Source organism: Flavobacterium sp. HJ-32-4 (assembly GCF_022532105.1).
Taxonomy (GTDB): domain Bacteria; phylum Bacteroidota; class Bacteroidia; order Flavobacteriales; family Flavobacteriaceae; genus Flavobacterium.
In genome coordinates this window covers 1961758-1975759 of record NZ_CP092832.1, presented here as the reverse complement: position 1 = coordinate 1975759, position 14002 = coordinate 1961758, and the positions used below count along the sequence as shown (strand labels likewise).

Annotated in this window: 13 protein-coding genes; 10 read left to right on the top strand and 3 right to left on the bottom strand. The window is 52.1% G+C overall.

Features of this window, described 5'->3' with window-relative positions; translation table 11 throughout:
* The first annotated feature begins 135 nt into the window (after positions 1-135).
* The 10 genes from MKO97_RS08170 to hemN all read left to right on the top strand — a co-directional run bounded on the left by MKO97_RS08170 (position 136) and on the right by hemN (position 11409).
* Positions 136-561, top strand: a complete 426-nt coding sequence (locus tag MKO97_RS08170; RefSeq protein ID WP_241102721.1) for a hypothetical protein — start codon at positions 136-138, stop codon at positions 559-561.
* Between the two features lie 54 nt (positions 562-615).
* A complete protein-coding gene (locus MKO97_RS08165; protein WP_241102720.1) occupies positions 616-936 on the top strand; it encodes a low molecular weight protein tyrosine phosphatase family protein in 321 nt (106 codons plus the stop codon).
* A 20-nt stretch (positions 937-956) separates the two neighbouring features.
* The gene (locus MKO97_RS08160) at positions 957-1415 is read left to right on the top strand and encodes a hypothetical protein (protein WP_241102719.1); all 459 of its coding nucleotides are present in this window, start codon (positions 957-959) and stop codon (positions 1413-1415) included.
* Between the two features lie 230 nt (positions 1416-1645).
* Positions 1646-1807: a hypothetical protein gene (locus MKO97_RS08155; protein ID WP_241102718.1), complete on the top strand. Its 162-nt coding sequence runs from the start codon at positions 1646-1648 to the stop codon at positions 1805-1807.
* A gap of 50 nt (positions 1808-1857) precedes the next feature.
* Positions 1858-3507: an OstA-like protein gene (locus MKO97_RS08150; protein ID WP_241102717.1), complete on the top strand. Its 1650-nt coding sequence runs from the start codon at positions 1858-1860 to the stop codon at positions 3505-3507.
* Between the two features lie 348 nt (positions 3508-3855).
* On the top strand, positions 3856-5064 hold the full coding sequence (locus tag MKO97_RS08145; RefSeq protein WP_241102716.1) for an aspartate aminotransferase family protein: 1209 nt from the start codon (positions 3856-3858) through the stop codon (positions 5062-5064).
* A gap of 257 nt (positions 5065-5321) precedes the next feature.
* Positions 5322-6725, top strand: a complete 1404-nt coding sequence (locus MKO97_RS08140) for a lipopolysaccharide assembly protein LapB (protein ID WP_241102715.1) — start codon at positions 5322-5324, stop codon at positions 6723-6725.
* On the top strand, positions 6722-7453 hold the full coding sequence (locus MKO97_RS08135; RefSeq protein WP_241102714.1) for a shikimate dehydrogenase: 732 nt from the start codon (positions 6722-6724) through the stop codon (positions 7451-7453). Before MKO97_RS08140 ends, MKO97_RS08135 begins: the two co-directional genes overlap by 4 nt.
* A gap of 466 nt (positions 7454-7919) precedes the next feature.
* Positions 7920-9944 carry a DUF349 domain-containing protein gene (locus MKO97_RS08130; protein WP_371820453.1) on the top strand — a complete coding sequence of 675 codons (2025 nt, stop codon included), beginning with the start codon at positions 7920-7922 and terminating at the stop codon, positions 9942-9944.
* Positions 9945-10050: 106 nt separating this feature from the next.
* Positions 10051-11409, top strand: coding sequence for an oxygen-independent coproporphyrinogen III oxidase (gene hemN / locus MKO97_RS08125; RefSeq protein ID WP_241102712.1), 1359 nt, complete (start codon positions 10051-10053; stop codon positions 11407-11409).
* A gap of 4 nt (positions 11410-11413) precedes the next feature.
* On the opposite strand, the gene MKO97_RS08120 is transcribed toward hemN, so the two are convergent.
* The 3 genes from MKO97_RS08120 to ccoG are packed head-to-tail and all read right to left on the bottom strand — an operon-like array spanning position 11414 to position 13992.
* Positions 11414-12115 (bottom strand): sulfite exporter TauE/SafE family protein, encoded by a 702-nt coding sequence (locus MKO97_RS08120; RefSeq protein ID WP_241102711.1) that lies wholly within the window; start codon positions 12113-12115, stop codon positions 11414-11416.
* Positions 12115-12561, bottom strand: a complete 447-nt coding sequence (locus MKO97_RS08115) for a FixH family protein (protein WP_241102710.1) — start codon at positions 12559-12561, stop codon at positions 12115-12117. The genes MKO97_RS08120 and MKO97_RS08115 overlap by 1 nt, the downstream gene beginning before the upstream one ends.
* A 12-nt stretch (positions 12562-12573) precedes the next feature.
* Positions 12574-13992, bottom strand: a complete 1419-nt coding sequence (gene ccoG / locus MKO97_RS08110) for a cytochrome c oxidase accessory protein CcoG (RefSeq protein WP_241102709.1) — start codon at positions 13990-13992, stop codon at positions 12574-12576.
* Positions 13993-14002: the final 10 nt, after the last annotated feature.

Here is a 14002-nt window from a genome sequence, read left to right as displayed (position 1 = left end):
TGTAGCGCTTTGGTATTGGCACACAAATGAACGGTTTTCCCTAAATTCGTCATTTTTACAACGACGTTGTCTGACAGAACCCGGGCAACCTGGCGCCACGCCAAACACCCCCAGGTAACAATTCTATAAATGACCATGAAACGTATCGCACTTTTAAGTTGTGTATTCGCCGTTTTGGGATGTTCGAAGTCCCGACTCGAGACGGAACTCGACGCGCTCAAAAACGAAAATGCCTTGCTTAAAGATTCCATTACCAAGATGAACGAAGCGGAATGGAACGGTGTAAAACTGGTCGCCTATCCAGATGCGGCAGCCTCTGACGGCGCGACAGAAACGAAAATAAAAGGCCATTTCATGGTGTTCAAAACCCTAACGCCTTACAACATCCGTTGGACAGACAGTCAGGGAAAAAGCCACCAACTCTCTAAGTTGACGGAGCCGGAATTTGAATTTACGACTCCCATCCGTTCCAAACAGGATTCGATAACCGTTTGGGCAGACGTGGCCAAGAATGGGAAAACGTATGCATTCATCGCGAGGGCGGGCGTGACATCGAAGTAATCCGGCGCAACCACCAATTGTCGTGATAGCTGTTTTCTGCTGAATCTATACACCTTGAAAAACCTTCTTTTCGTCTGCAGCCGGAACAAATGGAGAAGCCTTACGGCGGAGAAGGTCTTTTCACGTCAGCCCGGCATTGACGTAAAGTCAGCCGGCACCGAACCCTCTGCGCGCATTAAAGTGACGGCCCAATTGCTTTCGTGGGCTGACATCATCCTGGTGATGGAGAAAGAACATAAGGTGAAGTTGTGCGAGCGGTTCCCCGACGTGATCCGCGATAAGGAGCTCTACGTGCTGGACATACCGGATCGGTATCGGTTTATGGACCCCGAACTGATAGAAGAATTGAAAATCGCAGTGGCAGCGTATATCTGAATGCATTATACTTAAAGAAGATGAGTGAAAATACCTCCTGGAAGCCCGGGCGCGGAAAATTAGGGCTACTGAAACCGTTAATGGGCCATTGGATCGCTGAAGCGGATTCGCCTATGGGACCGCTGGTGTGCACACGACACTTTGCCTATACCCTGGGCGGCACGTTCATCGAAATGCGTGTTAACTGGACGTTTGAAACGAAATCATACGAGGAAACGGCCCTTTTCGGGATAAAAGACGATGCGCCCACGTTTTGGTCGTTTACCTCTGATGGGAAGCAGTCGCAGGGAACTTTATCGGACGGAACGGATGTTCACCCGCAGGCTATTTGTTTTGAAGCACAGATGCCGGCAGGCATTGCCCGGATGATCTATTGGCCGGGCGAGGAGGGCACGCTCAATTGGGCGGTGGAGTCGAAAACCCAAAAAGGGTGGAACCGGTTTACGGAACATCGTTACAAGAGAAAGCCTGAGCCGTGAGAGGCTACTCGTTTGAGTAAGCGCACGTACGATTGCTCGGGCTGCGCACTCCCTTACCCGTATTCTCTTCCGCAGGGTTTGCTTCGGGCTGCGCCCTCGCAAGGACGCCGTTGCCAAAGGCGAAACACGGCTTACGAGTTTAATCTATTTAACCGAGCACCGTCATTGCGAGGGCGCAGCCCGAAGCAAACCTCTGAACCGCGAAGCCCTCTGGGAACCCCGCGCGAGGGATGGCAGCGGCAGCCCCTGACGGCACGGCCGGTGTTTTGCCCGGCGGCGGGGGCGACCGCAGGAAGCCACAGGCGGCGGATGCAAAAACACGGGCCGGGCCGAAGGGCTATAGCGGACAGCCCGACCCGCAGGGACGCGACGCGCCCATAAAAATATCTTAAACACACCCCTCCTACCCTCGTTTTCCGTACATTTGGCGAAAATTTCCGACTTGAGAAACCGCGTTTTTTTGGTACTGTTTGCCTGCCTGGCCGCCTGGTCGGTCGCTGCCCAGAAAGGGAAGCTGATTGTGGTGGAACAGGCCGATCATTTTGACATTGACGAGGTGAATATGCCCGGTGCGGCGCTGCTGACCGGCCATGTGCGCGTGAGCCATGAGGGGGCTGTGATGACCTGCAACAAAGCGTATTTTTTCAAGAACGAGAATTACCTTAAGGCGTTCGGTGAGGTGCAACTGGTGCAGGGCGACACGCTGTATTTGAACAGTGAGTACGCCGAATACAACGGCAACGTAAAAATGGCGTTTGCGACCGGTCATCCGGTGATGCGCTCGCCGGATATGACGCTGCGGACCGATACCATCCATTTCGACCGCAACAAGCAGGAGGCGTATTATAACTCGCCCGGCACGATTGTCAACAAAGAGAATACGCTGAAAAGCCAGTCGGGTCGTTATTATGCCCGCGAGAAGAAGACGCGTTTCCTGACGGCGGTGACGGTGACGAACCCAAAATATGTGTTGAAATCGAACCACCTCGACTATTACAACAACGCCGGGCACGCGTATTTGTTCGGTCCGTCGACGATTACAGGCACCAACGGCGACTTTATCTACACCGAGAAAGGATTCTTCGATAACAGACGGAATGTGGGGCACTTTCTCAACAAATCGTATATCAAATACAAAGACCGACGGATCGAGGGCGACAGCCTCTACTATGACCGGGCGCGTGAATTTGCGTCGGCGACGCGCAACGTGAAGATCACCGATACGATTAACAAGGGTGTGGCGCGCGGGCATTATGCCGAGGTGTATAAACAGAAAGACTCGATGTTCATTACGAAACGCGCCGTTGTGGTGTCGTTTGTCGACAACGACTCGGTTTACGTGCACGGCAAACGCATCCTGGTAACGGGAAAACCGGGTAGCCGTGTGGTGCGGGCGTGGCCGAATGCACGGTATTTCAAGACCGACCTGACCGGCAAATGCGATTCGATCCACTCAGATGAGAAAACCTCGCTCACGAAGCTCATCGGAAAGCCGGTGATGTGGAACGGCGAGAACCAATTGACAGGCGATGTCATGCACCTGATCGGAAATAACGAAACACAGAAACTCGACTCGCTTAAGGTGCTGCAGAACACCTTCATCATCTCGAAAGACTCGGCCGGTACGGGCTATAACCAGGTGAAAGGTATCTTTTTATATGGGAAGTTCAAAGACAACAAGCTGCACGAGGCAGATGTGGTGAAGAACGCGGAAATCCTCTACTACATGCGCAACGACGACGACCGGCTCATTGGCATCAACAAGAGTTTCTGCAGCCGGATCAACCTGCAGTTGGTCGATAATAAGGTCGATGAGATCACGCAATACGACAAGCCCGACAGCGACCTGTATCCGGAGAAAGACCTGCCGGAAAACGCGCGACTGCTGAAAGGATTTGTCTGGCGGGGCGATGAGATGATCCGAACGAAAGACGACATCTTCCCTCCGGAGGAAAACGAAATCGACGCGGCGATGCAGGCTGCGAAAAAGAAAGACGACGCGAAAGCGGATACACCGATGAAAGTGCGAAAGGAAACGAAGGATTATGATAAGAACCATCCGGGGGAGAAGAAGGTACCGGCGGTCAATTAGAAAATTAGAAAATGAGATAATTAGAAAATGTCTTACGTAGCGTTCACTACATTTGACCTTATATCCCTGAAGCAAGGCGAAACTATCCATCCATCCTGATACCATTATCTAATTTTCCAATTACCCAATTATCTAATTAATTGCTTACTGACTTCCTAAAATACCAAGCCCAAACCTCTCCCTATAAGTTAAATAAAGGCACCCACAGTCCATCAGAAAATAAGATAATTAGAAAATGTCTCACGCGGCGTTCACTACATTTGACCTTATATCCCTGAAGCAAGGCGAAACTATTTATCCATCCTGATACCATTATCTAATTTTCTAATTACCCAATTATCTAATTAATTGCTTACCGACTTCCTAAAATACCAAGCCCAAACCTCTCCCTACCCGTTAGGGATGGAGGTGTCGCATGCCGACGGGTCGTATATCTACGACGTCAACGGCAAGCGCTATCTTGATTTCGTGGCGGGGGTGTCGGCCTGTTCGCTGGGGCATCGCCCGGAACGGGTCAACCAGGCCATCAAAGACCAACTCGACCGGTATTCGCATGTGATGGTGTATGGGGAATACGCCCAGGATCCGGCGGTGGCGTATTGTAAGTTGCTGGTGGCGCACCTACCGGAACCGCTTGAAAAGGTGTATTTGGTCAATTCAGGGACGGAAGCCACGGAAGGCGCGCTGAAACTCGCCCGACGGGTTACGGGACGCAGTGAACTTATTTCCTGCCACAATGCCTATCACGGCAATACCATGGGCTCGATGAGCGTTATGGGTTTTGAAGAACGCAAACAGGTATTCCGGCCTTTGGTGCCCGATGTGGCGTTCATCACGTTCAACAACGACGACGATTTGCTGCGGATCACCGAGCGCACGGCCGGTGTGATCGTAGAAAGTATACAGGGCGGTGCCGGTTTCATCGAACCGAAAAACGGCTGGTTCCGTCGCCTGCGGGAGCGCTGTACGGCGGTGGGTGCGATGCTGATCGTCGATGAGATACAGCCGGGCTTTGGACGCACGGGAAAGCTGTTTGGATTTGAAAATTACGATGTCGTTCCGGATATCGTCATCATGGGAAAGGGAATGGGAGGCGGCATGCCGGTCGGTGCCTTCGTAGCCAGTGGCCAACACCTTGACCTACTGACACACGATCCGAAACTCGGACATATTACGACCTTCGGCGGACATCCTGTCATAGCGGCTGCCTGCCTGGCGACGCTGCAGGAAATCACGGAAACCGGACTCATGAAGGCCGCTTTGGAAAAAGAAAAACTGTTTAGGACGCTATTGGTCCATCCTTTGATAGAAGAGGTACGCGGACGTGGACTGATGCTTGCCGCGATGACCGCCGATCCGGAGATTACGAACCAGGCGGTGTTGCGCTGCCACGAAAAAGGCCTGATCTTATTCTGGCTGTTGTTCGAAGGACGTGCCATCCGGATCACCCCGCCGCTCACCGTCTCAGAAGACGAAATCAGGGAAGGATGCGCGGTGCTGCTTGAAACGCTGGATGAGATAGCGAAGGAATTAGATAATTTGTCAATTAGAAAATGAGATAATGATGTGGAGGGCGAAGGAAGGAATGGAAAGGGCAGATACAGCACAGGATTATATGAAGAGAATCACAAAATAGAAAGCCCATCCAGAGTAATCACGTAAATTGTAACCAATCCACCCCATTATCTCATTTTCTAATTATCTCATTATCTAATTGACCTGTTAATTAAATTGTTTACAATATTGAAACCCACCACCGGCGCCCCGGTTATTGCGTTGCTACCTTTAGGAAGGAGAATTAATTGATGCACAACATGAACCTCAGCAACGAAGAAGAAGACTACAGCCTCTCTCTGTCCCGATTCGAAAGCATGCTGAAGACCAACAAGGTTTTCTTCTTTGATTCGGAGGAATTCGAAGAGATCATACTCCACTACCTCGACATGGGGAAGGCCTCGCTTGCCAAAAAAGCGCTGAAGCTCGCCCTCGAGCAACACCCCCGCTCTACCGGACTCAAGTTGGTGCAGGTGGAAATGCTCATTTACGAGGACAAGCTTGACCAGGCCGAGAAGTTACTGAACGAACTCTACGCCATCGAGCCACAGAACGAGGAAATCTACATACAGAAAGCAAGTATCTACAGCAAACGCGACGACCACGAGAATGCCGTTGAATTGCTGAAAGTGGCGTTGACTTATACCGATGACCTGGCGGATGTTTACAACCTGATGGGAATGGAATACCTCTTCATGGATAACCTGGAAAAGGCTAAGGAGAGTTTTACCCGTTGCCTGGAGGAAGATCCGTATGACCAGGCAGCCTTGTATAACGTGGTGTATTGCTACGAATTCCTCGACCAAAATGCCGATGCCATCACCTACCTCGACGGCTATATCGACCGCAACCCGTACAGTGAAATCGCCTGGCACCAGAAAGGACGTCTGCACTACGGACTGAAACAATACGAAGATTCGCTACGGGCTTTTGACTACGCTACCCTCATCGACGACGAGTTCATGGGTGCGTTCATGGAAAAGGCCAAATCACTCGAACGGCTGAAACGCTACGAAGAGGCCATCGAAGCCTATAACCGTACGATTGAACTCGACGACGCCACCTCCTACGCCCTGTTACGCATTGGCAAATGCCATGAGAAGATGGGCGATTTGGCAACGGCATTGAAGTTCTACAACCGCACCGTACACGAAGATCCGCTGTTGGACAAAGGATGGATTGCCATCACCGATTTGTTCCTGCGGAAGAAGAATTTCCAGAAAGCGCTTTTCTATGTACGGAAAGCCCTCAACATCGACGAACAGAACCGTTCGTACTGGAAACGCTATGCCGCCATCTGTCGTGAGATGAACCTCTTTGAAGAAGCCGAACTCGGTTATCGCAAAGCGGTGGAATTCGGCGATGCCCAACTCGACACCTGGTTGTTCTGGGTGGATGTATTGCAGTTTTTGGGGGAATTCGGAAGTGCCGTCGATACGTTGTTGCAGGCATTGGAGTTCTTTCCGGAAGAATACGAAATCGAGTACCGCCTGGCCGGATTGTATTTCATGCAACACCAGGATGAAAAAGGTTCGTTTCACCTCGCCAACGGCCTACGCCTCAATTCGAAACACCTGACCTTGCTGGAAGACCTCTTCCCGGTGGTTTGGTCGCGCAAAGCCGTACAGTCGGAAATCCGGAAACACAACAACGGCCGGAGTTGACACCACGGGTTTTCGGGCTGATTGGCCGTCACATCGACTATTCGTTTTCCCGTTCGTATTTCAGCGACAAATTTTCGCGTAAGGGACTTGACGCGTATAGCTACCGCAATTTTGACCTTGGATCGATTGACGAAGTGGCACACGTCTTCCAAACGCCTTTCCTGTCCGGAATCAACGTTACCATCCCATACAAAGAACAAATCCGCAGCTACCTTGACGCGTTATCGGACACCGCCCGCGAAATCGGCGCCGTGAATACAATCGTTTTACAAGACGGCAAACGAATCGGGCACAACACCGACTATATCGGCTTCCTTGAAACACTGCGCCCGCTGCTACGTCCGCACCACGACCGGGCGTTGATCCTGGGAACAGGAGGTGCTTCCAAAGCGGTTGCCTATGCCTTGTCACAACTGCATATCCCGTATGAGGTAGTATCGCGGGAAGGTGAGCTAACTTATGACCAACTCTCGGTCGGCATCCTCCGGGAAAACCGTATCATCGTCAACTGTACGCCTCTGGGCACCTATCCTGACATCTCTGTCTTTCCGCCCCTTCCCTATGAGGGTTTTACCTCTGACCATGTTGCCTACGACCTGATTTACAATCCGGCTGAGACGACCTTCCTGTCAAAGGCAAAAGCACAGGGCGCGATTATCCAAAACGGATATGACATGCTGGTCGCACAGGCGGAAGCGGCGTGGCAGTTGTGGCAATCGTCCTTTTAAGTACGTCACCCGTCCGTCTGCAACCTCTTGCCTTCCAGTCAAAACCGCACCAAATACGGGCTTTCCTTTGAATTTTGCGCCGTCTTTACTACCTTAGGCGCCTTGATTTACGAACCTTAGTCTTTTTATAATGACGGAAGAGAAGCCGGATAACCTGCAAGAAGCAGACGGAAACACTGAAAACCAGCCGCAAACGACATCTGAAAATGTCGCGCCGCAACCTGAGAACATCACACCCGATGAAACCGTAGTGCCTGACGAAGTCGCACCTGAGGCCCCTGTAGCCGAAGCCGAGACAGCGGAAGCCGAACCGACCGTTGGAGACGTAACCGAAGAGGCAGAAGCCGTTTCGGAAGACGTCACATCCGACGAAATCGAACCGGTAACCGAAACGCTTGAAGGCAGTGCCACAGCGGAAGTGGAAACGGAAGTAACCGATGCCCCGGTGTCGGATACGGAAGATGAAATGGTGGCAGCGCCGTCGGAAGAAGGCATTGCCGAAGCGATTGCGGCCAGTGTGCAGGAAGCGGACATCGCGGAACCTGTGGCAGAAACAGAAACGGTTTCATCGGATGCGGAGGAAGTACCTGCCCCTGCTGATGCAACCCCTTCAGAGGACGCACCAGAGGTAACGGAAAACGACGCCGTGGCTGCCATTAACGAATCGAATGCCGAAGAGGGCGAGCACGAAACGACCACGATTCCGGAAAAAGACTACGAAGCACTTGACCTTGAGGAACTGGTAGCCGAGTTCGAGAAACTGGCGGCGGTCGACAATGTAATGTCGGTGCGTCACCATGTGGAAAAACTGCGCAATGCCTTCCAGTCGAAATACCTGCATTTCATTGACGAAAAGCGGAAAGAATTCTACCAACAGGAGCCGGAAAGTACAGAGGAATTCCAGTACCACCTGCCCCTCAAACAGAAATTCGACAAATTATACAGCATCTACCGCGACAGCAAAAACCGTCACCTGAAAGACGTGCAGCGGAACCTCGAAACCAACCTGGCCGAACGCCTGGCAATCGTAGAGGAACTGAAAGAGCTGATCAACCCGAACGAGAATATCAAGGATACGCTCCGCCACTTCAACGAGTTGCGCGAACGGTGGAAAAACGCTGGGCCGATTCCGAAAGACAAATACAACCACGTGTGGAACAATTACCACTTCCACGTGGAAAACTTCTACGATTACCTCCACCTTGACCGCGATGCACGCGACGCCGATTTCCGCCATAACCTCGAGAAAAAGGAACGCATCATCACCCGGGCGCAGGAGTTGCTGAACGAAACCGACATTCTCAAAGCCTTCCGCGAACTGCAGGACCTGCACCGGATCTGGAAGGAAGAAATCGGGCCCGTATCACGCGAGCACCGCGAAGACGTCTGGAACCGTTTCTCGGCGATTACCAAGCAGATGCACGACAAGCGCGAATCGATGTCGGAGGAAATCCGTGCCCGCGAAAATGCCAACCTTGAGAAGAAAAAGGAAATCATCGCGCAGATTGCGGCACTGTCTGAAGAAAAACAAGCCGGCCACTCCGGATGGCAAAAACAGGTCGAGAAAGTCGAAGCGCTGCGCAACGCCTTCTTCGCCGTTGGAAAAGTGCCATCAGAGGTGAACGAACAAACCTGGGCCGAGTTCAAAACGGCAGTCCGGACGTTCAACTCGGTTAAGAACAACTTCTATAAAGACATCAAGCGCGAGCAAACCGACAACCTCAACCGGAAGTTGGCGCTCGTGGCGAAGGCAAACGAACTGAAAGATACCGAGGATTTCGCGGCGGCCACTCCGGCTATGAAGCAAATCCAGGAGGAATGGAAAACGATCGGCCATGTGCCGCGTAAGTATTCCGATAAGATCTGGAAGGATTTCCGCGAGGCCTGTAACCTCTATTTCGAGCGCCTGAAAGCCAACCGCAACGAAGCGAATTCAGAGGAACTGGAAGCTTTCGAGAAGAAAAAAGCGTATCTCGAAACCCTGAAAGACTTTGAATTTACGGGTGACCACCGCACCGATCTGGCCAATATCAAGACCCACATCGAGCATTGGAAAACCCTGGGCAAAGTGCCGATGTCACGTCGCCACGTAGACGGGAAGTTCAACAAAGTACTCGACGTGCTGTTCGAAAAACTCAGCCTTAGCAAGAAAGACTCCGAAATGGCGCGTTTCAGCAGCCGTATCGATCAGTTCGCCGGTGGAAACGACACCCGTCGCCTGGATAACGAGAAGATCTTCCTGATGCGTAAAATCGACGAGACCAACTCCGAAATCCTGCAATTGGAGAACAACATACAGTTCTTCAGCAGCAAGGACCCGAAGAAGGAAAATCCGATGGTAGCGGAGGTACGGAAGAACATCCAGCGTCATAAAGACGAACTGGAGGTATTGAAAGAAAAACTCCGACAGTTGCGGAACATCGGCAAAGCCAGCGAGGCGAAACCCGCGCAGGCAGAGGCCTCCGAAACCGAAACGCCCACAGAAGAATAACGACAACGCCGGATCCACCATCCGGCGTTTTCATTTCCTTTCCTGACATTTATCAGGACGGGGGTATCCCCCTTCCCCTACTTTTACCGTTCAAACGCACCAGGTTATGAACGAGCAACTTATCCGGAAATACAACGTTCCGGGCCCCCGCTACACGAGCTATCCGACCGTTCCGTATTGGGACGCCGACACCTTTTCCGCCACGGCATGGCGCGATTCGATCCGGAAATCGTATGACGAAAGCCGGAACGATGGCATCAGCCTGTATATCCACCTGCCGTTCTGCGAAAGTATGTGTACGTTTTGCGGTTGCACCAAGCGTATTACGAAAAACCATGATGTGGAAGACCCCTACATCCGTTCGGTGCTGAAAGAATGGCGGATGTATGTAGAGATGTTGGGCGAGAAACCGAAAATCGCGGAACTCCACCTCGGCGGCGGCACGCCTACTTTCTTCTCCTCAAAGAACCTGGAAGACCTCATCAACGGCATTTTCGCGCTCGGTCAACGAACCGCCACCACCGAATTGGGGTTTGAGGGACATCCGAACAATACCACACGCCAACACCTGGAAACCCTTTACAAACTGGGCTTTCGCCGCGTGAGTTTCGGCGTACAGGATTATTCCGAACGCGTGCAGCGGGCGATCAACCGGCTCCAGCCTTTTGAACATGTCAAGGAGGTGACAGAGGCCGCCCGTTCGGTGGGTTACACCTCGATTGGCCATGATTTGATTTACGGACTCCCCTTCCAAACGCTTAACGATGTCATCGATACGATTTCGAAGACCGTAGCCCTGCAACCCGATCGCCTGGCCTTTTACAGCTACGCACACACACCCTGGCTCAAAGGAAACGGACAACGCGGTTTCCGGGAGGAAGACCTGCCGCGCGACGCCGAAAAACGGATGCTATACGAAACCGGCAAGCGGATGCTGTCGGACGCCGGCTACCATGAAATCGGCATGGACCATTTCGCGCTTACCACCGACAGCCTGTTCACTGCCACCGAAAACGGCGCGCTCCACCGGAATTTCATGGGCTATACAACCGCTTCCACGCGGATGATGATCGGTCTCGGCGTTTCCGCCATCGGCGACAGTTGGTATGGCTTTGCCCAAAACACCAAAAACCTCGAGGACTACCACCAACTGATTGAATGGGATACGTTGCCGTTGCTACGCGGACATATCCTGACCACAGAAGACCTCATCGTGCGGCAACACATCCTGAACCTGATGTGCCGGCTCAAAACCGAGTGGACGGGTGCCGAAGCCTTTTTATTTTCAGATGAGATCCTGGAGGAGCTGAAGGAATTTGAAAAAGACGGATTGCTTACGATATCTGGAAAGTCGCTGGTGGTAGAAGAAGCCGGCCGTCCTTTTGTGCGCAACATCTGCATGGCACTCGATCTTCGTTTACGACGCAACAAGCCCGAAACGCGGTTGTTTTCACTGACAGTCTGATGAATTAGTGGCAGGAAGGTCCCTGCATGACCTGCAGCGCCAGTGTATCGGGCGATACATACGGAATGGCGAGCCCCAATCCCCTTACGATGAACAAAAGTCCCATTACCCCTACGGCGATGGGTACTATCTTTTGGAAACGCGTGCGAAACGTGCTGCCCATCAGCGGATTGAAATAGGCCAATGAAGCCAGTACCGACATATTCCCGAGGCCGAATACGACCATAAAAAGACCGCCTTTCCATACCGTTGGCATGGCCATGGCACCAAAAAGCGCCGTGTATACGAGTCCACAAGGTAGGGCCCCGTTGAACATCCCCATCGCAAAAAAAGCGGAAAACGAGCGTTTCTTATACACCTGCATTGACTGGCTGCGCCATCTTGCCGTCAGGTTATACAGCGGTCGCAAGAGGGCATACCGTAAAAGGGTCTTTTCAGGAAGGATTGCCGCCAGCAGCATGACCGTTCCGGCGATGATGGAAAGCCGTTGTTGCAAACCGGCCAGGTAGAGGGTTTTACCGAGTAATCCGAAGAGGAGCCCGATGGTGGCATACACCGAGATCCGTCCGATATGGTATACGATAATCTGCGCCGCTTTTCGGGTCGTGCTGTTGCGGTCAACCGGCAACAGAAGGGCGATGGGTCCGCACATTCCCACACAGTGGAGACTGCTTAGGAGTCCGAAAAGCAGGGCAGCCGTCCACATTATCGATACAATTGTTCTTTTATGAAATACGATTTTCCGCCTGAAACCCATTCCAGGGTAATGTCCCAGCGGCCGCCGACAAGACGGTTTTCAGGTATGAGCAGAGAGCTTCCCGACAACACAAGAGGAAGTGTGAAGTCGAGATTCTTGTCAGACGGCCTGTAGAGGGACACTGTGCCTTTGGAGACAGGGCAAAGCGCGGCAGGAAATACGATTTCAATGCCGGATGCCGTATTCTTCACTTGCGGTTCTTCCGATAGCGCCTGCGCGTTGCGACGGGCGTCGTATTCTTCGCTATACCGCTGGTCTTTTTTATAGTATTCCTCGGTCACCAGTTCGCTGTTATACTGCGGCTGGGTCTGCACGCGGTAGAGGAACGAGAAGATAAAGACGATAAACAACAGGAAGGCAGCTACGATGCTTTTTCCCCAATTCCATGTTTTCATACGTGTGGCTTTTTAGTTGAATTCCCGCGGTCCGAGGAAGTTTGTTTTTTCTTTATCGACCAATTGGCCACCGCTATACACGCCAATGATGATCTTTTCTTTGTCTTCTGAGAGGGCGGCTTCCGGAATCACGATAAACATCGTACCGCTCACGGTCTCCTCCGGTTTCAGGGTCTTCGGACGGTCGCCTACCAGTTTGATCGTCCCCTTATGGGAGAGCAAACGGAAGCTAACCTCCGGAATCGTCTCGAGCCGCTTGTTCATTACCCGCCAGGTATACACATTACTGATACTGTCGCCTTTATGCTGGTAGAGCTGTCCGGGCAGTCGCAGTATCATCGTATCGATAGACGATCTCAGGAAAAGTAACCCGGCGAACACCCCGAACAAAATCACGAGTACCGCCGTGTAGCCTTTCATCCGAAGCGTAAACCGGAACGGTTCCTTCTTCTCGATTTCGTCGGCCGTGGCGTATCGGATGAGTCCTTTTTCCAATCCCACGCTGCTCATCATATGGTTGCAGACGTCGATGCAGGCGGTACAGTTCGTACATTCCAACTGCACGCCGTGACGGATGTCGATGCCCGTCGGGCACACCACCACGCATTGGTTACAATCGATGCAGTCGCCTTTCCCCGACGCGGCCCGGTCTTCCGATTTGTTGAACTTGGCCCTGCCCTTCTCTTTCTCGCCGCGCACGAAATCGTAGGCTACGTTTATCGACTTACGGTCGAGTAACACACCCTGAAGGCGGCCATACGGACAGGCGATCAGGCAGACCTGTTCACGGAAGGAAGCGAATATAAAATAAAATACGCCGGTAAAGATCAACAACGCGATCAGCGTTCCGGCATGCGCCGAAGGTCCCTCCCACACCATGAGTTTCAAGGCATCGCTACCGATCAGATAGGCCAGGAAAACATTGGCTACCAGAAATGAAATCACGAAGAACGCGAACCATTTCAGCACCCTTTTCCGAATCTTTTCGGCATTCCACGCCTGCTTGTCAAGTCGTATCTGCGCACCGCGGTCGCCGTCGATCCAGTATTCAATGCGGCGGAACACCATTTCCATGAAGATGGTCTGCGGGCAAATCCACCCACAGAAAATCCGGCCATAGATGACGGTAAAAAGCGCCACGAAGAGGACCATGATGATCATCGTAAGCACGAAGAGGTAGAAATCCTGTGGCCAGAACGGGAACCCGAAGATGTTGAAACGCCGTTCGAGCACGTTGAACATCATGAATTGGTGCCCTTTTATCTTAAGGAAGGGGAAAGCTACCAGCAGTGCCAGCAGGAAATAGCTTACCCACTTCCTTTTTTCATAATAGGGTCCTTCCGGTTTCTTCGGGAAAATCCAGCGCCGCTTGCCTGTGTCGTCAAGCGTACTCAGGCTGTCGCGGAACGACTCGTCCTCAAATGTGCTCATACCTTGTGGT